Genomic DNA, 19,319 nt, shown 5'->3' on the forward strand with positions numbered 1-19,319 from the left:
CCCACTGTTTGGGGGATCACCCCCGCGGTCGGGTGTTCGTGGAACTACGTCACGACCTAACGGTCACCTTCAGCAGAGGCCAGGTCGGCCATGCGCCGCACCTTGACCTTGCGGCCTTTGAGCTTGCCGTTGCTCAGCCGCTTCACCGCCTCGCGGGCGATGCTGCGCTCCACCGCCACGTAGCTGTGGAAGTCGGTCACGTTGATCTTGCCGATCTGCGCGGCCGTGAACCCGGCCTCGCCGGTCAGCGCGCCGAGGATGTCGCCGGGGCGGATCTTGTCCTTGCGGCCGCCGAGGATCTGCAGGGTGTCCATCGCCGGCAGCAGCGGGCCGCCGGGCGCGGGCTTCAGCTCGTCGAGCTTGCCCCAGGTCGATTCGCGGCCCAGCATCTGTTCGATGCGGCCGATACGTCCCATCTCGTCCAGGCTCGCCAGCGTCAGCGCCAGCCCCTCGGCGCCGGCACGACCGGTGCGGCCGATGCGGTGAATGTGGACCTCGGCGTCGGGCGTCGTGTCCACGTTGATCACGCATTCCAGCTGCGCGATGTCCAGGCCGCGGGCCGCCACGTCGGTGGCGACGAGCACCGAGCAGGAGCGGTTGGCGAACTGGATCAGCACCTGGTCACGATCGCGCTGCTCCAGGTCGCCATGCAGGGCCATCGCGACGAAACCCTGGGCGCTCAGCACGTCCACCAGGTCGTTGCACTGGCGCTTGGTGTTGCAGAAGGCGATCGCGCTGGCCGGGCGGAAGTGGTTCAGCAGCAGCGAGACGGCGTGCAGACGTTCGTCCTCGGCCACCTCGTAGGCGAGCTGGCGGATCTGCGCCGGCGCGGCGGTGGCGACCTCGATCCGCCGGGGCTCGCGCAGGAATTGCGCGCTGAGCTGGGCGATGCCTTCCGGGTAGGTGGCGGAGAACAGTAAGGTCTGGCGGGCCTTGGGCGCGCGCTTGGCGACGGACTTGATGTCGTCGACGAAGCCCATGTCCAGCATGCGGTCGGCCTCGTCGAGCACCAGCGTGTTCAGCGCCGACAGGTCCAGGCTGCCTCGATCCAGATGATCGAGCACGCGGCCCGGCGTGCCGACGGCGATGTGCGCGCCGAAAGCCAGGCTCTCCATCTGCGGCTTCATTGGCGAACCGCCGGTCAAGGTAAGCACCTTGACGTTGTCGGCCGCGCGGGCCAGGCGGCGGATCTCCTGCGTGACCTGTTCGGCCAGCTCTCGCGTCGGGCACAGGACCAGGGCCTGGGTGCGCGGATCGGCGGCATCGAGGCGGTGCAGCAGCGCGATGGCGAAGGCGGCCGTCTTGCCGCTGCCGGTCTGGGCCTGGGCGATCAGGTCCTGGCCGGCCAGCGCGTGCGGCAGGCTGGCGGCCTGGATCGGCGTCATCTGCTCGTAGCCGAGCTGGGCCAGGTTGGCCAGCATCGGTGCGGAGAGTTCGGAAAGTTCGGTGAAGGGAGCGCTCATCGGGCTATTGTCCCCGAGCGCTCCGATCACTTTCTCAGGCCAGCGTTCAAGCCAGCGTATAGGCCGTCTTCACCACGGTGAAGAACTCGGCCGCGTAGCGGCCCTGCTCACGCGGACCGTAGGACGAGCCCTTGCGGCCGCCGAAGGGTACGTGATAGTCCACGCCCGCCGTCGGCAGGTTGACCATCACCATGCCGACCTGCGAGTGGCGCTTGAAGTGCGTGGCGTACTTCAGCGAGGTCGTGGCGATGCCGGCGGACAGGCCGAACGGCGTGTCGTTGGCCACGGCCAGCGCTTCCTCGTAGTCCTTCACGCGGATCACGCTGACGACCGGGCCGAACACTTCCTCGCGGTTGATGCGCATCGCGGACGTGGTTTCGGTCAGCAAGGTCGGGGCCATGAAGAAGCCCTTGGTCTCGTACTCGACCAGCGAGCCGCCGGCGACGATCTTGCCGCCCTCTTCCTGGCCCAGGGTCACGTAGCTCATGTCCTGGTCGAGCTGCGCCTGCGAGACGACCGGGCCGATGTCGGTGCCGGCAGCCAGCGCGGCGCCGACCTTCAGCTTCTTCGTGCGCTCGGCCAGCGCGGCGATGAACTTGTCGTGGATGCCTTCGGTGACGATCAGGCGGCTGGACGCCGTGCAGCGCTGGCCGGTCGAGAAGAAGCCACTGTTGGCGCTGAGCTCGACGGCCAGGTTCAGGTCCGCGTCGTCCAGGATCACCTGCGGGTTCTTGCCGCCCATCTCGAGCTGCACCTTCTTGCCCAGGCCCACGGCCGTCTGCGCGATCTGGCGGCCGACGCCTACCGAGCCGGTGAAGCTGATCGCGTCGACTTGCGGGTTCGTCACGATCGCGTTACCGACCAGGCTGCCACGACCCATCACCAGGTTGAACACGCCGGCCGGAATGCCCGAGCGGTGGATGATGTCGGCCAGCGCCCAGGCGCAGCCCGGCACCAGGTCGGCCGGCTTCAGCACGACGCAGCAGCCGTAGGCCAGCGCGGGGGCGATCTTCCAGCTCGGGATCGCGATCGGGAAGTTCCAGGGCGTGATCATGCCGACGACGCCGATCGGTTCGCGCGTGACTTCGACGCCAATGCCCGGGCGCACCGAGGGCAGGATCTCACCCGACAGGCGCAGGCATTCGCCGGCGAAGAACTTGAAGATATTGCCGGCGCGCACCACCTCGCCGATCGCTTCCGGCAGCACCTTGCCCTCTTCGCGGGCCAGCAGGCGGCCCAGTTCGTCGCGGCGGGCCAGGATCTCGGTGCCGATCTTGTCCAGCGCGTCGGCGCGGGCCTGGATGCCGGAGACGCTCCACTTCGGGAAGGCAGCGCGCGCGGCGGCAACGGCCGCCTCGACCTGCGCCACATCGGCCTGCGCGTACTCGCCCAGCACATCGCTGACGTCCGACGGGTTGATGTTCGGGGCGTAGCTGGCGCCGGGCACCCATTCACCGTTGATGAGGTTGTCGAAGCGTTGCTGAGAGGACGAGGTCATGGTGGAGCGTTCCTGCAATGTGAAAAGGCGGATTGGATCCTGAAAGCGCGTGAGCTTACTTCGATTCTGGCGAAGAATCGCTTGCCGATCCGCTGGTATGGTTCGTGCGCCCTCCGCCCCTACGAGAAGACGCCCAGGACCCGACATGACCGATCCGCGCACCCTGCTCCGCTCGATGTTCGACGCCGCCGTCGCCGCAGCCCAGCCAGCCCTGTGCCTGCCGCCGCATCTGCCGTCCCCGCCGAAGGGCCGCACGATCATCATCGGTGCCGGCAAGGCCTCGGCCGCGATGGCGCAGGCGCTGGAAAAGCACTGGCCCGGCCCGCTGGAGGGCGTCGTGGTCACGCGTTACGGCTATGAAGTCCCCTGCGAGCGGATCGAGATCATCCAGGCCGCCCATCCGGTGCCCGACGCTGCCAGCCTGGCCGCCTCGCAGCGCTTGCTGGACAAGGTCAGCGGCCTCACCGAGGACGACCTCGTCATCGCGCTGATCTCCGGCGGCGGCTCGGCCCTGCTGGTGTCGCCCGCGCCGGGGCTGACCCTGCAGGACAAGCAGGCGATCAACAAGGCGCTGCTGGCCAGCGGCGCGACGATTTCCGAGATGAACTGCGTGCGCCGGCACCTGTCCGCCATCAAGGGCGGCCGGCTGGGCGCGGCCTGCCACCCGGCGCGGCTGGTGACCCTGCTGATCTCCGACGTGCCGGGCGACGACCCGATCGACATCGCCTCCGGCCCGACGGTGGGCGACCCAACGACTTGCGCGGACGCGCTGGCCATCATCGATCGCTTCCGCATCGAGATCCCGCCGGCCGTGCGCGCGCGGCTCGAAAACGGCGAGGCCGAGACGGTGAAGCCCGGCGATCCGCGCCTGGCCAACAGCGAGACGCGCATGATCACCGCCCCGCAGATCGCGCTGGTGGCCGCAGCCCAGGTGGCGCTGGACGCCGGCATCACGCCCTACATCCTCGGCGACAGCCTGGAAGGCGAGGCGCGCGACCTGGGCCTGGCCATGGCCGGCATCGCGCGGCAGGTGGTGGTGCACGAACAGCCGTTCAAGCGGCCCTGCGTGCTGCTGTCCGGTGGCGAGACGACGGTGACCTTGACGGGCACGGGCCGTGGCGGGCGCAACGTCGAATTCCTGCTGAGCCTGGCCGTCGGGCTCAACGGCCTGAAGGGCGTGTACGCGGCGGCTGGAGATACCGACGGCGTCGACGGCGCCGAGGAGATCGCCGGCGCGGTCTGCACGCCCGACACCTTGGCACGTGCCTGGGCACAAGGCATCAACCCGCGCGCCAGCCTGGATAACAATGACGGCCACGGCTTCTTCCAGGCCTTGGGCGACTCGATCGTCACGGGCCCGACGCTGACCAACGTCAACGACTTCCGCGCGATCTATATCGAATGACGAGCGCAGCGCAGGGCCGCCCCAAGCAAGCTCGCGTCCCCTCGGGGGACCGGGCGATGTACCCATCGACCGAGGGGCTCCAATGAGCGACGAACACAAACATCGACTGGAAATGACGGTGCTGATGACGCCGGACATGGCGAACTTCGCCGGCAACGTCCACGGCGGCACCATCCTCAAGTTCCTCGACCAGGTGGCCTACGCCTGCGCGAGCCGCTACGCCGGCCGCTACGTCGTCACGCTGTCGGTGGATCAGGTGATGTTCCGCGAGCCGATCCACGTCGGCGAACTGGTCACCTTCAAGGCCTCGATCAACCATACCGGCACCTCGTCGATGGAGGTGGGCATCAAGGTGCTGACCGAGAACATCCGCACGCAGGAGCTGCGGCACGCCAACAGCTGCTTCTTCACGATGGTCGCCGTGGACGACAACCGCAAGCCGGTGGCCGTGCCGAAGCTGGTACCGGGCAATGCCGATGAAGAGCGCCGCCACGCTGCCGCCAAGGTGCGCAAGGATCTGCGGCATGAGTTCGCGCAGCGGCTGGAGGCCAGCCGCAAGATGGAACAGCCTCCTCAGGCCAACTGAAAGAACTCGCTGGGCGTCTGCCCGAACTGCCGCTTGAACATCGTCGCGAACGCGCTCGGGCTGGCATAGCCCAGCGCCAGCGCGACGTTGATCACCTTCTCGCCGCCGGCCAGCAGCTCCAGCCCGTGCATCAGGCGGGACTGCTGGCGCCACTGGCCGAAGGTCATGCCGGTCTCGCGCGCGAAGCTGCGCTGCAGGGTCTTCACGTCGACAGACAGGCGCAGCGCCCAGTCCTGCAAGGTGGTGTCGTCATCGGGCTGGGCCTGCAAGCGCTCGCAGATCCGGCGCAGCCGTGCATCGCCGGGCTGCGGCAGGTGCAGCGGCAGCACCGGCAGCGCCTGCAGCTCGTCGATGATCAGTGCGGCGAGGCGCCCGTCGCGGGAATCCGCGGCGTAGCTCTCGCTCAGGGTCATCGCCGCCAGGATCAGCTCGCGCAGCAGCCCCGACACGCCCACCGCCTGCGGCAGCGCGGGCAGTTGGGGCGCCACCTCCGGCCGCACGTAGAGGCTGCGCATCCGCAGGTCGCCTACGCAGCGGATGCCATGCACGAAGCCCGTCGGCATCCAGATCGCCCGCGTGGGCGGCACCACCCACTGGCCGTCGTCCGAGGTCACCACCATCACGCCGCTGGAGGCGTAGATCAGCTGACCCTTGTTGTGCGAGTGGCGGGCGATCAGGTGGCCGCGCGGGTAGTCGGTGGCCTTGCTGAAGATCGGCATCGTCGAGGCGTCGATGTCGATCAGGCGCTCGGGCAGCGAGGGAACGGGGTAGGAGGGAACAGAGTAGTTCATGTCCTTTTTGCAAAAGTCATCGCCCGAACGGCGCAAGACAGACATCGATGCTAACCCTTATTCTTCGCGCCATGTCTGCAATCCCCGCCTCCATCCCCACGAGCGGCGCTCCGAACCGGACCGTCTTCCGCATCATCGGCTTCATCAGCGCCTCGCACATGATCAACGACATGATGCAGTCGCTGATCCTGGCGATGTATCCGATCCTGAAGGGCACGTTCTCGCTGAGCTTCACCCAGATCGGCCTGATCACGCTGACATACCAGCTGACCGCCTCGCTGCTGCAGCCGCTGATCGGCCTGTACACCGACAAGAAGCCGACGCCCTACTCGCTGCCGATCGGCATGGGCTTCACGCTGTGCGGCCTGCTGCTGCTGGCTTTTGCACCGAACTACGGCACCGTGCTGCTGGCCGCGGCCTTCGTCGGCACGGGTTCGTCGGTGTTCCACCCCGAATCGTCGCGCGTGGCGCGCATGGCTTCGGGCGGGCGACACGGTCTGGCGCAGTCGCTGTTCCAGGTCGGCGGCAACACCGGCAGCGCGCTGGGCCCGCTGGTGGCCGCGCTGGTGATCGAGCCCTTCGGCCAGCGCAGCGTCGCGTGGTTCGCGCTGGTGGCCCTGGTCGGGATCTCGCTGCTGAGCCAGGTCAGCCGCTGGTATGCACACCAGCATCTGGCCGCCAAGGGCAAGCCCATGAAACCCGCCGCCAAGGCACCGCTGCCGCCGGGCAAGACGGCCTTCGTCGTCAGCATCCTGCTGCTGCTGATCTTCTCGAAGTATTTCTACATCGCCGGGCTGTCGAGCTTCTACACCTTCTACGTGATCGAGAAGTTCCACGTCTCGGTGCAGAGCGCGCAGATGCACCTGTTCATCTTCCTGTTCGCTTCGGCGCTGGGCACCCTCGCCGGCGGCCCGATCGGCGACCGCATCGGGCGCAAGCCGGTGATCTGGTTCAGCATCCTGGGCGTGGCCCCGCTGGCCCTGCTGCTGCCGCACGCCAACCTGTTCTGGAGCACGGCGCTGACGATCCTGATCGGCCTCGTCCTGTCCTCGGCGTTCTCGGCCATCCTGGTCTATGCGCAGGAGCTGATCCCCGGCAAGGTGGGCATGGTCTCAGGCCTGTTCTTCGGCTTCGCCTTCGGCATGGGCGGCCTGGGCGCCGCGGTGCTGGGCATCGTGGCTGACCGCACCAGCATCGACTTCGTCTACGAGACGATCGCCTGGCTGCCGCTGCTGGGTATCACGGCGGCACTCCTTCCGACAATTCGGAAGAAGGCCTGATTCTCAAAGCCCCGGCGCGAGGATGCCGGGCATGCCGATGAACTCCGGCTGGTGCCGGAAGTCCCAGACCCAGCGGCGCAGCGCGGGCCATTCGTCCAGCGCGATGCCGCCCTCGGGCGCCAGCGCCACGTAGGGGAAGCAGGCCAGGTCGGCGATCGTCGAACGCTCGCCGGCCACGAGCCAACGCTGGCCCTGCTGCTGGCGCTCAGCCAGGTGGTCGTCGAGCTGGCGGAACAGCGCGCGCGCACTGCGGCGCGCGGCCTCCAGGTCGATGTGCGCGAAGCCGAAGCCATCGTGCAGGCGCGCCGCCGAGGCGCTGCGGGTGATGTCCTCGGCCACCGCCAGCCACAGCTGGATCTCGCCACGGGCACGCGCTCCGGCCGGATACCAGCGGCCCGACGGGTCGTAGGCACTCGCAAGGTAGACCAGGATGGCCTGCGCGTCGCGCAGCAGGAAGCCGCCGTCCTCCAGCACCGGAATCTGCCCGAGCGGGTTGACCTGCTCGATGAACCAGGCCGACTTGTGTTCGCGGCCCGGGTGGAAGTTGATCGGCTGCCTGTCGAAGCGCTGCCCCAGCGCGTTCAGCAGGTAGCGCACCTTCCAGCAGTTGCCGGAGAGTTCGTAGTCGTAGAGCTTCATGATCAGGCGATCGCGCCGTAGCTCATGCCGCGCTTCCGGAGCCAGCGGCGGTAGGCACCGGACATCGCGTCGCAGCGGGTCGGCGTCTCCATGCCGGCCACCAGCGGCATTTTCTTGGGCATCTGGTTCTCGAGGATCGGCTTGTCCTGGCCGAAGATCGTGTGCTGGAAGGCGATCAGCTCGGTGTCGCTAAGCGTGTCCTCGAAATAGGCCAGCAGGCAGTAGGCAATGATGTGCTCCTCGTCGACCGGCTGCACGAACAGGCCGATCGCGTCCTGCGCACCGGGGCGCGGCACCGAGGTCTTGTAGAGCATCGCCGTCATCGGCTGCATCACGCGGTAGCGGTACTGCGCCTCCACACCCTCGGTGGCGCTGCCCGAAGTGCGCGGCTGGTAGAAGCGGCACTCGGTGGCCCAGATCTCGTCGGCCTCCTCGTCGATGCTGACCTTGTACGGCGCCACCTCGGTATGCGGCACCTCGCCGAGGTAGTGCGAGTGCACGTAGGGGAAGTGCGCCATGTCGAGGAAGTTCTCCACCATGCGCAGGCCGGAGACGTTCACGCCGATGCCGTCGCAATCGACGATGCGACGGCCGGGTTCGTCGAACTCGGGGAAGTCGAACAGGGGCCTGGGCTCGGCGCCTTCGCCGGCGCAGACCCACAGGTAGCCGTAGCGCTGCTGCGCCTGCAGCGTGCGGCCATCGGCGGCGCAGGCTTGCAGTTGGCCAGCCTCATCGCGCCACAGGCGCACGCGGCTGCCGAGCAGCTTCGTCTCGTAGGCGCCGTGGTCCAGGCGCGTGGCCGGGCCGACGGTCAGCCAGTCGCCCAGCATGTTCGGATCAATGGTGTTGAAGCCGCTCATGCGCCCTCCTCGATCGCATCGCGCAGCCGGCGCGATGCCTGGGTGGCCACAGCCGCCTCATCTGCCGTGCGGGCGAACAGGTGCAGCATCGTCCAGTCGGCCTTGGCCTCGTTGAGATAGAGCGTCGCCGGCACGCCGCCCAGCTCGCCGTGCCAGACGCAGGGCTGCGACTCGGCAAAGCCAAGGGCGCGCAGGCGCTGCTGCAATGCCTCGCCCGAGCGACGCACCGACAGCGAGCGGCAGAACTGCTGCTCGGCACGCGCGGCCAGGGCGGGTGCCGCCGTGCCGATCGCTCGCGACGACACCCACACCATGCCCTGCGCTTCGGCCACGCGCCAGGTCTTGACGCACACGCCCTGCGGCGCGGCCTGCTGCGGTTGCGCGGGGATGTGGCTGCAGTTGCCGGTACCGGCTTCGAACTCCCAGCCGTGGTACGCGCAGGAAAGCCGCCCTTCCAGGATGCGCCCCATCGTCAACCGCGTGCCGCGATGCGGGCAGCGGTTCTCCCAGGCCTGGGCGACGCCATCGACCGAGCGCCACAGCGCCAGTTCCTCGCCGTGCAGGAAGCCGGCGACGATGTTGTCCGACGCCTGCAGCGCCTGCGAGGGCAGGACCGGTTGCCAGCTCATCGTCGTCCCGCTCAGCGGCCCGGGCCGCCGACGACGCCCTCGACGAACCAGTCCATCTTGCCCAGGTCCGCATCGGGGTAGCTCGACCCGGCGGCCACGCGGACGACGCCCTTCTGGTCCTTGATCGGGCCCGCGAAGACCTTCAACTTGCCGGAGACGATGTCCTGCTGCTTTGCGTTGACGAAGTCCCGCACATCCTTGGGCACGCTGTCGCCGAACGGCGCCATGCGAATCGTGCCTTCCTTCAGGCCGCCGAAGTAGAGCTGGCCCTTCCAGGTACCGGCCATCACCTCCTGGGTGACCTGCGTATAGTAGCTGCCCCACTGGTGGGTGATGCCGGTCAGGTAGTGCTTGGGCGCGAACTTGCGCATGTCCGAGTGAAAGGAGATGCTGGGCACGCCGCGCTCCTCGGCGGCGGTGACGACGGCGGGCGTGTCGGTGAAATGGGTCAACACGTCGGCGCCGGCATTCATCAGTGTGACGGCGGCCTCGCGCTCGCGCGGCGGGTCGTACCAGGAGTTGACGAAGACCGTGCGCACTTGGATCTTCGGATTGATGCTGCGCGCGCCGAGCGTGAAGGCGTTCAGGTCCCACACCACATCGGGCACCGGCAAGGCACCGACGAAGCCCAGCACGTTGGACTTTGTGGTCTTGGCCGCGATGATGCCGGCCAGGTAGCCGCCCTCGTGCCACTTGGCGTTGTAGCCGCCCACATTGGGCGCCGTCAGGTAGCCGCTGGCCGTCGTGTAGAACTTGTCCGGGTTCTCGGCGGCAACGCGCAGGGCCGGCTGCATGTAGCCGAAGGACACGGCGAAGATCAGCTTGTTGCCGTCGGCCGAAAGCTCGCGGATCACCCGCTCGGAGTCCGGGCCCTCGTTGACGCTAGGCACCGTGCGCACGGTGATCTTGCTGCCCAGCTTGGCCTCCAGCTCGCGCCGGCCGAGATCGTGCTGGAAGGTCCAGCCGCTGTCGCCCACCGGGCCGAGGTAGACGAAGGCCACCTTCATCGGCTCGGCTGCATGGGCACCGCCCAGACCGGCGCCGAGCGCCATGGCGGCAAGCGCCTTGATGATGAAACCACGACGCATGCTTTGGGCTCCCGGCAAAGGCTGCAACGATAACGAGGCAGCAGCGCGCGCGTAAGGCCTGGCCTGAAATGCATCGTTTCACTTCTGAAACAATGCGCGATGCCCATCGACCTGAAGCTGGTGGAAGCCTTCCACCTGATCGTCCGCAGCGGCAGCATGACGCAGGCCGAGAGCCAGAGCGGCCAGTCCAAGGCCACGCTGAGCCGGGCGCTGGCCAAGCTGGAGCAGCAGCTCGGCGCGCAACTGCTGAGCCGCACGACGCGCAAGCTGCAATTGACCGAAGCCGGCCGCGCCTTCCACGCCCATTGCGAGACCTTGCTGGCCGAAGTCAGCGGCCGGCTGGAGGCGGCGCACAGCGAGGTCCAGCAGCTGCACGCCGGCACGGCCGGCATGCTTCGCGTGCTGTGCGATCCGCAGTTCAGCACCACCTTCGTCTGCCATGTGACGCGGCTCTACCTGGAGCAGCATCCGAAGCTGGACTGCCAGCTCGACGTGGCCGGGCAATGGCACGCGCCCGCTGCCGATGAGGTGGACTGCTACGTATGCGAGCAGCCGCCCGACCTGCCCAACCTCGTCGCCAAGCCGCTGGGCCGCCTCGGCTACGGGCTCTACGCCAGCCCTGGCTACCTCGACCGCCACGGCCTGCCCGAGACGCCCGCGGAGTTGCACCGCCACCGCGCCATCGTCAGCCGCGACGCGCCGGCCGCCGCGCTGCTGCACAGCGCCACCGGCAGCGCGAACTACGCGCCCGCGCGGCCCGCCATCGTCAGCAACGACTACTGGACCTTGAAGACCTTCTGCATCGACGGCTTCGGTATCGCGCTGCTGCCCGACTTCTTCGCTCGACCGGAGGTCAAGCGCAAGATCCTGCAGCCGGTGCTGCCCGGCTGGAAGCCGGAGCAGCGCCGCATCTACTGCGCCTATCAGCGCCAGCGCTACGCGAGCCGCAAGGTGCGCGCCTTCGTGGACCTGATGGCCGGCTGCCTGGCGGACATCGAGTCGTTCAACATCTACGTCGGCTCGGGCAGCTAGGCGTTCACGGGATCTGACGAGTAGGTCGGAACACGATCTCGTTCACATCCATCTCCTCGGGCTGGGCGATCGCGAAGGCCAACGCGCGTGCGAAGGAGTCCGCGGGGATGGCGGTGGACTTGTAGAAATCGTCCAGGCGCGACTTCATGTCCTGCTCGGCAGAGCTTCCCGGCAGCTCGCTGAGCACCGCGCCGGGCGAGATGACGGTGGTGCGGATGTTCCAGTTCTTGACCTCCTGCCGCAGACCCTCCGACAGCGCGCGCACCGCATGCTTGGTCGCGCTGTAGACGGCGCCGTTGAGCATGATCTTGTGGCCGGCCGTGGAAGACACGTTGACGATCTGGCCGCCCATCTGCCGCTGCATGTGCGGCAGCGCCGCTGCGATGCCGTAGAGCACGCCCTTCAGGTTGACGTCGATCGTCCGATCCCATTCCTCGACCTTCAAGCGCTCCAGCGGCGACTGCGGCATAACGCCCGCGTTGTTGACCATGACGTCGATGCGACCGAAGGTCTGCACGGCGGTGTCGACCAGCCGCTTCACCTCCTCGCACACGGTGACGTCGGTCTCGATCGCCAGCGCGCGCAGCCCCGCGCCGTTCAATTCGTCGGCGATCTGCTGCAGGCGTTCGATGCGCCGCGCGCCCAGCACGACGCGCGCGCCCTGCCCGCCCAGCAGGCGCGCTGCCGCGAGGCCCAGCCCGCTGCTGGCTCCGGTGATGACGATGACCTTGCCTTCGATGTTGTCGCCCATGGCGCTCTCCTGTGGATGAATCGACCGGGCGCACTTTAGGCAGGGGACTGTCCACCAACTAGTAGCCTGGCGATTGATCCAGAAGCAACCATGGGTTGATACTGGCGCCTCCCAATTCTTGAGGCGGAGAGTGGAATGCCCATCAGCGACATTCGCGCGATCGACATGTTTACCAAGGCGGTGGAACTGGGCAGCATCCGCCGCGCTGCGGCGGCTCAGGGTGTCAGTCCCCAGGCCGCGAGCAAGGCGCTGGCAGGCCTGGAGAAGCAGCTGGGCGTGCGGCTGCTGCATCGCACGACGCGTAGCATCGCGCTGACCTTCGAGGGGCAGCAGTTCCTGGAGGGCGTCCGACCCGCACTGGCGACGCTGGAACGCGCGATCGATCGCGTTCGCACGGCCAAGGACGAGATCGCCGGGCCACTACGCATCGTCGCGCCCCGCTATGCGTTCAAGCCCATGATCTGGCCCCTGGTCGACGAGTTCTGCCGCCGTCACCCGCAGGTCGAACCGCACCTGAATCTCAACGACCGCGTCGGCGATTGGGTCCTCGATCGCGCCGACCTGGGGTTTCGCATCGGCTCGTCACCGGAGGATGGCGTCGCCGCTCGCCGCCTGTGCGCGATGCAGTTGATCGTCTGCGCCGCGCCTGCGTACATCGCGGCCCATGGCGCACCGGATTCGATCGAGCAACTGGCCTCGCATCGATGCAGCGTGCTGCGGCATTCGGCCACCGGACGGGTGTTGCCCTGGCTCCTCAAGAACGAGGGCGAACTGGTCTCGCTCGATCTTCCACCCACCGTTTCCAGCAACGACGCGGATGTGGAAGTCGAGGCCGTGCTCGCGGGCCACGCCATCGGCCTGCTGTCCGCCCTGTCGGCAGCGCCGCTGATCCGCTCGGGTCGGCTCGTACCCTTGCTGACGAAGCACGTGGCCGACCATATGAGCGTCTATGTCTACTACGGCAGCCGCGCGGCGCAGCCCTCACGCGTGCGATCGTTCATCGATCTCGCCATCGAACGGCTGGGCCACTCATCGGAGTACGTGCTGGATGCGGGCGAGCTGGCCGCGGCTGAGACCCAGGGGCGAAAAAAGCCTCGCACACCCTCCAGACGCGGCTAGGAATGCTTCGCCGCGACGGCGCGCGACACGAGCTTTTCGAGAACCTTGCCATCGACGTCTTCAAGGCGGCTGACGTAAAGGCAGCCCTTGCCGAGCTTGTGCTTCCCGAGCTGGGCAAGAAGCTCCTCCGCCCCGGCGGTGCCGGCGACGCCGTAGATGGAAATGTCCTTGGCACGCGAAGAGAAACCCACGGCGCAGATCTCGCCCATCTTGCCGCTGGCGAGCGGATATTGGTAACGGCCGAATCCGACGATGGCGGTGCCCCACATCACGGCAGGATGGCCCGAGGCCTTGCTCATCAAGGCCAGCAGCGCCTCGCAATCACGGCGCCTCGACTCGTCGGTGATCGCGGAGATGTAGCCGTCAGGGCCGATGGCGGTCGCCCTGGTCTTGTTCTCGGCCATCTGGCATGTTAGCGACGAGATTGCCTGCGTGCGCCTGCTGCTCCGACGACGCCAAGGCCTGCGAGCAGCATGGCCAGCGTTGCAGGTTCCGGAACCGCCGGCGGGGGAACCGTGTCCAGGGCCTGGTCGTAGACGCGGATCATCGAGATGCTTCCGCTCGAGTACTCGCCCTGGCCGCCCGCAACGACGTTGTCCAGGAAGAAATTCATCGTCTGACTGGCATCCAGGTTCATCACATTGGTCGTGACCGTCGCCTGCGCAGAGCCGTCGAGATAGAAGGTCACGACGCCGGCGTTGTTGACGAGGAAGACGTCGTGGTAGACGTCGTTGGTGAACGCCGCGCCGCCCGCCACCGGGAAGACATCCAGGTTGTTGCTCGGATCGACGTAGAAGCCGTTGTCGCTCTGGCGGTTCTGCACATCAATGACGCGGCGCCAGGCATTGGCGGATTCGGTGAACTTGAACACCATCTCCACCGAGTACACGTCGCTGCTGGTGATCAGCCCGGCGGTGTTGAGCGTCAAGCCAGCCTGGTCGGTCACCGGTGTACGGCTACCCTGGAAATTCCAGACAGTCTGCGTGTTCCCCATGACGGAGTCGGTCCCGAATCCGCTGAGGCCCAGCGGATCGGTCACCGTCAATGCGGGGGCACCGGCGACGCTGGATGCCAGCGTCCCATTGAAGTTGTACTGCGCGACCGGGACCGGATCGGCGGCATGAGCCGCCGTCGCTGCAACGAGGAGAACCAGAGCCGGTGCGCTGACGCTAGAGAGTTTCATGCGACGTTCCTTGTGCATTGTTACGGCGGGCATTGGCATCCCGAGGCCGAAGCATGCTAGGTTTACGCTGGCGTAGCGCCCACCCCCGAAATCGGGGGCTGCACTCAACAACGAGCCGTCACTGGACCGGCGCCAGCGTCCCGTTCTTGAACGTGTAGACCGTGATCGGCGCGTTCTTCAGGTTGCCCTTGTCGTCGTAGCTGTAGCTCGTGACCACGCCCTTGTAGCTGTCCGTCTTCATCGAGGCGCCGACCTTGGCCGCATCGACGGACTGGGTCTTCTGCATCTGCTGGACGATGAACAGGGTCTGGTCGTAGAAGGAGGCCGCGTAGGCGTCCGGATCCTGGTTGAACTTCTTCTTGTAGGCGGCGGCGAAGGCCGAGCTCTTGTCCATCACGGCGCCGCCCTGGGCGCAGTAGACGGTGTCATTGGCGGCGTCGCCGGCCAGCTTGCCGACCTCGGGGACGCAGAGCGTGTCGCCGCCGAGCAGCTTGGCCGTCAGGCCCAGGCCCTTCATCTGGCGGGCCATCGGGCCGGCCTGGGTGGCGTAGCCGCCGTAGAAGATCACATCGGGCGACTTGCCCTTCAGCTTGGTCAGCACGGCGTTGAAGTCGGTCGCCTTGTCGGTCGTGAACTCGCGGGCGACGACGTTGATGCCCAGCGCCTTCGCCTCCTTGGCGAACTGGTCGGCCAGGCCCTGGCCGAAGGCGGTGCGGTCGTCCATCACGGCGGCCGTCTTGACCTTCATCTTGGCTTGCGCGAAACGGGCCATGCCGGGGCCGATCAGATCGTCGGCCGCGACGATGCGGAACACGCCTGCGTAGCCGCCGGTCGTGACCTGCGGGTTGGTGCCGACGGTGGACATCAGCGCCTTGCCTTCGTCATAGACCTTGGACGCCGGGATCGCCACGCCCGAGCAGTAAGGGCCGAGCACGAACTTGACGCCGGAGTCGACGAAGCGCTGCGCGACGCTGACGCCGGTCTTCGGGTCGCACTGGTCGTCCTCGCTCTTCAGTTCCAGCTTCAGGGTCTTGCCGCCGATCTGGATCTTCTTCGCGTTGGCCTCATCGACGGCCATCTGCACGCCGTTCTGGTTGTCCTTGCCGGCGAAGGCATTGGCACCGGACAGCGGGCCGGTCAGGCCGATCTTCACGACCAGGTCTTCGGCCTGCGCGGCAGCCGCCACCGTCAGCAGCGCGGCGGCTGCAATCATCGACTTCTTCATCTACTTGTCTCCTCTTCCAACTTCATTCGCGAACTTACTCGCCAAATCATTCGCCCAGATAGGCCGCACGCACCTTCGGATCGTTCAGCAGCGCCTGGCCATCGCCGGTCATCGTCACCTCGCCGCTCTCCATCACGTAGCCGCGGTTGGCGAGCTGCAGTGCGCGCGAGGCGTTCTGCTCCACCAGAAGCACAGTCACGCCCTGGCCGTGGATGTCGTTCACCACTTCGAAGATCTTGTCCACCATGATCGGCGAGAGGCCCATGCTGGGTTCGTCGAGCAGCAGCACCTTCGGGCGCGTCATCAGCGCCCGGCCCATCGCCAGCATCTGCTGTTCGCCGCCGCTCATCGTGCCGGCCAGCTGGTTACGCCGCTCCTTGAGCCGCGGGAAGATGCCGAAGATCCGCTCGATGTCGCTGTCCACTTCCTTGTCGTTGCGGATGTAGGCGCCCATCTGCAGGTTCTCGGTGATGGTCATGCGCGTGAAGGTACCGCGGCCCTCCGGCACCATCACCAGACCCTGCTTCACTAGGTCCCAGGCACCGCGGCCCTTGATGGACTGGCCCAGGTACAGGATGTCGCCGTCGGCCACCGGCTGGATGCCGGTCACGGCCTTCAGCGTGGTCGTCTTGCCCGCGCCGTTGGCGCCGATCAGGCTGACGAGCTCGCCTTCCCGGACCTCGAAGCTCACGCCCTTGACGGCCTGGATGCCGCCGTAGGCGACCTTCAGGTTCTTCACCTCGAGCAGGGTGGTTTTCGTTGCTGTTGCCATGTCTTGTGTCCTGCTCTCAATGCGCCTTGTGGCCGGCGCCGAGGTAGGCCTCGATCACCTTCTCGTTGCCCTGCACTTCGGCGGGCGATCCTTCGGCGATCTGCTTGCCGTAGTCCAGCACCGTGAGCCGGTCACACAGGCCCATCACCAGCTTCACGTCGTGCTCGATCAGCAGGATCGTGCGGCCGTCGTTGCGGATGCGGTCGATCAGCTCGCGCAGCACCACCTTCTCGGTCGCGTTCATGCCGGCTGCCGGTTCGTCCAGCGCGATCAGCTTGGGATCGGTGGCCAGCGCCCGGGCGATCTCGAGGCGCCGCTGGTCGCCGTAGCTCAAGGTGCGAGCCTTGTATTCGGCGAACTTGCCGATACCCACGTAGTCCAGCAGTTCCTGGCTGCGCTGGCGGATGGCCGCCTCTTCCTGCTTGAAGCTGGGGCTCCTGAAGACGGCGCCGAAGAGGCCGCTCTTGGTGCGGATGTGGCGGCCCACCATCACGTTCTCGATGGCGGTCATGTCGGCGAACAGCCGGATGTTCTGGAAGGTACGCGCGATGCCGGCTTTGGCCACCTGGTGCACGGCCTGCGGGGTGTAGGGCGTGCCGCCCAGGCTGAAGCTGCCGGCATCGGGCGTGTAGAGCCCGGTGATGACGTTGAAGAAGGTGGTCTTACCGGCGCCGTTGGGGCCGATCAGGCCATAGACCTGGCCGGCCTTGATCTGGATGCCGACCTCGGAGAGGGCTTGCAGGCCGCCGAAGCGCTTGGACACGCCGGCGACGTTGAGGACGATGTTGTCTGTCATGGTGAGGGTTCCCCTGGCCTCTTATTTGGACGATGGCAGCGAGATGAGCTTGCCGTGCTCGGGCGCGGGCCACAGGCCGCGAGGGCGCACCAGCATCACGCCGATCATGGCCAGGGCCACCAGCAGCTGGCGCAGGATGGCGGCATCCAGCCGCCCGCCGGTCAGCTGCACCAGCGGCTCGCTGACGTAGCGCAGCACTTCGGGCAGGGCCGACAGCAGCAGCGCGCCCAGGATCACGCCGGGGATGTGGCCCAGGCCGCCCAGCACGACCATGGCGACGATCATCACCGACTCCTGCAGCGTGAAGCTCTCGGGGCTGACGAAGCCCTGGAAGCTGGCGAACATGGTGCCGGAGACGCCACCGAAGGTTGCGCCCATGCCGAAGGCCAGCAGCTTCATGTTGCGGGTGTTGATGCCCATGGCCTTGGCGGCGATCTCGTCTTCACGGATGGCCATCCAGGCACGGCCGATACGCGAGTTCTCGAGCCGGTAGCAGATGATCACGCTGAACACGACCAGCAGCAGGAACAGGTAGTAGTACAGGCTGACCGAGGGGATCTCGAAGCCGCCGACGTGCCAGGTCTTGCCCAGGTCCACGCCGAAGATGTGGAAGGAGTCGATCTGGCCGATGCCGCGCGGGCCGTTGGTGATGTTGACGGGGTTGTCCAGGTTGTTCATGAACACCCGGATGATCTCGCCGAAGCCCAGCGTGACGATGGCCAGGTAGTCACCCCGCAGCTTCAGCGTCGGTGCGCCGAGCACGACGCCGAACAGCGCCGCCAGCCCCGCGCCCAGCGGAATGATGATGATCAGCGGCGTGTGCAGCCCCTCGGGGAAGCTGGCGGCGAGGTTGTCGAAGTTCGCGGTGAGCTGCGGGCTGGCCAGCAGCGCGAACATGTAGGCGCCGACGGCGTAGAAGGCGACATAGCCGAGGTCCAGCAGACCCGCGTAGCCGACGACGATGTTCAGACCCAGCGCGAGCAGCACGTAGAGCAGCGCCAGGTCGATGATGCGCACCGGGCCGTTGCCCAGTTGCTGGACGAACAGCGGCAGGACCAGCAGGCCCAGCGCGCAGAGCAGGAAGACGACGAGCTTGTTTTGTTTCATGTTGAAGGGCTCCAGGTCAGGCGCGATCGGCGACGCGTTCGCCCAGCAGGCCCGATGGGCGCAGCGTAAGCACCAGGATCAGCGAGACGAAGGCGAAGATGTCGGTGTACTGGCTGCCCAGGAAGTCGCCGGTGAGGTCGCCCAGGTAGCCCGCGCCGATCGCTTCGATCAGGCCCAGCAGCACGCCGCCGAGCATGGCGCCGGCGAGGTTGCCGATGCCGCCCAGCACCGCCGCCGTGAAGGCCTTGAGGCCCGGCATGAAGCCCATCGTGTGCTGCACGGTGCCGTAGTTGGCCGCCCACATCAGCCCGGCCACGGCCGCCAGCACGGCGCCGATAACGAAGGTGGTGGAGATGATGAAGTCGGGCTTCACGCCCATCAGGCCCGCCACGCGCGGGTTCTCGGCGGTGGCACGCATCGCGCGGCCGAGCTTGGTGTGATTGACCAGCCACATCAGCGCCGCCAGGATCGCCACGGTCAGGCCCAGGATCAGGCACTGGGTGACGGTGATGACCGGGCCGCCGAGGTCGATCGGGTCGGTGGGCAGCAGCAGCGGGAAGGGCTTGGGGTTCGGCTTCCAGATGATCATGGCCAGGGTCTGCAAGAGCAGCGACATGCCCATGGCGGTGATCAGCGGCGCCAGGCGCGGCGCGTTGCGCAGCGGCCGGTAGGCGATCTTCTCGACCAGGAAGTTCAGCACCGCGCAGACGACGATCGCGCAGATCAGGCCGATCAGCATCATCAGCCAGCCCGGCAGGCCAGCGCCGTCCAGCGCCGTCACCACCGTCCACGCCGTCAGACCACCGACCATCAGAATCTCGCCGTGCGCGAAATTGATCAGGTTGATGATCCCGTACACCATCGTGTAGCCCAGCGCCACGAGGGCATACATGCTCCCGAGCACCAGCCCGTTGATGATTTGCTGGATCAAGGTTTCCATCATTCGAGTCCCGGATGCGGTTTGACCGCGATGGGAATGGCTGATCGCAAGCGCTGTGCCAAAAATCACGAGTTGCGGGTAAGCACGTAGGACCGGACCGAGCCACCGGGGCCGCTGCCGGCCCGCAGGGGCGCCATGCGCACGCCAAGAGGGCG

General features: G+C 67.1%; 20 protein-coding genes. 5 read left to right on the forward strand and 15 right to left on the reverse strand.

Going from position 1 to position 19,319, the window contains the following annotated elements:
- Positions 1-56: 56 nt before the first annotated feature.
- Both dbpA and SNE35_RS27365 read right to left on the reverse strand, forming a co-directional pair.
- On the reverse strand, positions 57-1,463 hold the full coding sequence (gene dbpA / locus SNE35_RS27360) for an ATP-dependent RNA helicase DbpA (protein ID WP_320426219.1): 1,407 nt from the start codon (positions 1,461-1,463) through the stop codon (positions 57-59).
- 46 nt (positions 1,464-1,509) lie between these two features.
- Complete coding sequence (locus SNE35_RS27365; protein ID WP_320426220.1) at positions 1,510-2,961, reverse strand: aldehyde dehydrogenase family protein; 1,452 nt, start codon at positions 2,959-2,961, stop codon at positions 1,510-1,512.
- Positions 2,962-3,106: 145 nt separating this feature from the next.
- Here SNE35_RS27365 and SNE35_RS27370 point away from each other — a divergent pair, with 145 nt between their 5' ends.
- Together SNE35_RS27370 and SNE35_RS27375 are read left to right on the forward strand one after the other, a co-directional pair.
- Positions 3,107-4,366, forward strand: coding sequence for a glycerate kinase type-2 family protein (locus SNE35_RS27370; protein ID WP_320426221.1), 1,260 nt, complete (start codon positions 3,107-3,109; stop codon positions 4,364-4,366).
- A gap of 82 nt (positions 4,367-4,448) precedes the next feature.
- A complete protein-coding gene (locus SNE35_RS27375) occupies positions 4,449-4,952 on the forward strand; it encodes an acyl-CoA thioesterase (protein WP_320426222.1) in 504 nt (167 codons plus the stop codon).
- On the opposite strand, the gene SNE35_RS27380 is transcribed toward SNE35_RS27375, so the two are convergent.
- Positions 4,940-5,743, reverse strand: a complete 804-nt coding sequence (locus tag SNE35_RS27380; RefSeq protein ID WP_320426223.1) for an AraC family transcriptional regulator — start codon at positions 5,741-5,743, stop codon at positions 4,940-4,942. The two genes, SNE35_RS27375 and SNE35_RS27380, sit on opposite strands and share 13 nt — an antisense overlap.
- Positions 5,744-5,814: 71 nt before the next feature.
- On the opposite strand from SNE35_RS27380, the gene SNE35_RS27385 reads away from it, so the two are divergent.
- The gene (locus SNE35_RS27385) at positions 5,815-7,023 is read left to right on the forward strand and encodes an MFS transporter (RefSeq protein WP_320426224.1); all 1,209 of its coding nucleotides are present in this window, start codon (positions 5,815-5,817) and stop codon (positions 7,021-7,023) included.
- Between the two features lie 3 nt (positions 7,024-7,026).
- Here the strand turns inward: SNE35_RS27385 and SNE35_RS27390 are convergent, their stop codons facing one another.
- From SNE35_RS27390 to SNE35_RS27405, 4 genes are read right to left on the reverse strand one after another with little or no spacing between them, the layout of a single operon-like run.
- Entirely contained in the window at positions 7,027-7,662 is a 636-nt protein-coding gene (locus SNE35_RS27390; protein ID WP_320426225.1) for a glutathione S-transferase family protein, read from the reverse strand.
- Positions 7,663-7,664: 2 nt separating this feature from the next.
- Complete coding sequence (locus tag SNE35_RS27395; RefSeq protein WP_320426226.1) at positions 7,665-8,522, reverse strand: aromatic ring-hydroxylating dioxygenase subunit alpha; 858 nt, start codon at positions 8,520-8,522, stop codon at positions 7,665-7,667.
- Positions 8,519-9,151: a Rieske 2Fe-2S domain-containing protein gene (locus SNE35_RS27400; RefSeq protein ID WP_320426227.1), complete on the reverse strand. Its 633-nt coding sequence runs from the start codon at positions 9,149-9,151 to the stop codon at positions 8,519-8,521. Before SNE35_RS27400 ends, SNE35_RS27395 begins: the two co-directional genes overlap by 4 nt.
- An 11-nt stretch (positions 9,152-9,162) precedes the next feature.
- Entirely contained in the window at positions 9,163-10,239 is a 1,077-nt protein-coding gene (locus SNE35_RS27405; protein ID WP_320426228.1) for a BMP family ABC transporter substrate-binding protein, read from the reverse strand.
- A gap of 99 nt (positions 10,240-10,338) precedes the next feature.
- Here SNE35_RS27405 and SNE35_RS27410 point away from each other — a divergent pair, with 99 nt between their 5' ends.
- Positions 10,339-11,271 carry a LysR family transcriptional regulator gene (locus tag SNE35_RS27410; RefSeq protein ID WP_320426229.1) on the forward strand — a complete coding sequence of 311 codons (933 nt, stop codon included), beginning with the start codon at positions 10,339-10,341 and terminating at the stop codon, positions 11,269-11,271.
- Between the two features lie 4 nt (positions 11,272-11,275).
- Here the strand turns inward: SNE35_RS27410 and SNE35_RS27415 are convergent, their stop codons facing one another.
- Positions 11,276-12,022, reverse strand: coding sequence for an SDR family oxidoreductase (locus tag SNE35_RS27415; RefSeq protein WP_320426230.1), 747 nt, complete (start codon positions 12,020-12,022; stop codon positions 11,276-11,278).
- A gap of 135 nt (positions 12,023-12,157) precedes the next feature.
- Between SNE35_RS27415 and SNE35_RS27420 the strand changes: the two genes are divergently transcribed.
- Entirely contained in the window at positions 12,158-13,141 is a 984-nt protein-coding gene (locus SNE35_RS27420; RefSeq protein WP_320426231.1) for a LysR family transcriptional regulator, read from the forward strand.
- On the opposite strand, the gene SNE35_RS27425 is transcribed toward SNE35_RS27420, so the two are convergent.
- The 7 genes from SNE35_RS27425 to SNE35_RS27455 all read right to left on the reverse strand — a co-directional run bounded on the left by SNE35_RS27425 (position 13,138) and on the right by SNE35_RS27455 (position 19,164).
- Complete coding sequence (locus SNE35_RS27425; RefSeq protein WP_320426232.1) at positions 13,138-13,545, reverse strand: DUF1801 domain-containing protein; 408 nt, start codon at positions 13,543-13,545, stop codon at positions 13,138-13,140. The two genes, SNE35_RS27420 and SNE35_RS27425, sit on opposite strands and share 4 nt — an antisense overlap.
- A gap of 8 nt (positions 13,546-13,553) precedes the next feature.
- Complete coding sequence (locus SNE35_RS27430; RefSeq protein WP_320426233.1) at positions 13,554-14,324, reverse strand: LamG-like jellyroll fold domain-containing protein; 771 nt, start codon at positions 14,322-14,324, stop codon at positions 13,554-13,556.
- Positions 14,325-14,442: 118 nt separating this feature from the next.
- A complete protein-coding gene (locus tag SNE35_RS27435; protein WP_320426234.1) occupies positions 14,443-15,549 on the reverse strand; it encodes a branched-chain amino acid ABC transporter substrate-binding protein in 1,107 nt (368 codons plus the stop codon).
- 46 nt (positions 15,550-15,595) lie between these two features.
- Positions 15,596-16,321, reverse strand: a complete 726-nt coding sequence (locus SNE35_RS27440) for an ABC transporter ATP-binding protein (RefSeq protein ID WP_320426235.1) — start codon at positions 16,319-16,321, stop codon at positions 15,596-15,598.
- A gap of 16 nt (positions 16,322-16,337) precedes the next feature.
- Positions 16,338-17,117: an ABC transporter ATP-binding protein gene (locus SNE35_RS27445; RefSeq protein WP_320426236.1), complete on the reverse strand. Its 780-nt coding sequence runs from the start codon at positions 17,115-17,117 to the stop codon at positions 16,338-16,340.
- A 21-nt stretch (positions 17,118-17,138) separates the two neighbouring features.
- A complete protein-coding gene (locus tag SNE35_RS27450; protein ID WP_320426237.1) occupies positions 17,139-18,224 on the reverse strand; it encodes a branched-chain amino acid ABC transporter permease in 1,086 nt (361 codons plus the stop codon).
- Positions 18,225-18,240: 16 nt separating this feature from the next.
- Positions 18,241-19,164 carry a branched-chain amino acid ABC transporter permease gene (locus SNE35_RS27455; protein ID WP_320426238.1) on the reverse strand — a complete coding sequence of 308 codons (924 nt, stop codon included), beginning with the start codon at positions 19,162-19,164 and terminating at the stop codon, positions 18,241-18,243.
- Positions 19,165-19,319: the final 155 nt, after the last annotated feature.

Source organism: Roseateles agri (assembly GCF_034043675.1).
Taxonomy (GTDB): Bacteria; Pseudomonadota; Gammaproteobacteria; order Burkholderiales; family Burkholderiaceae_C; genus KK5.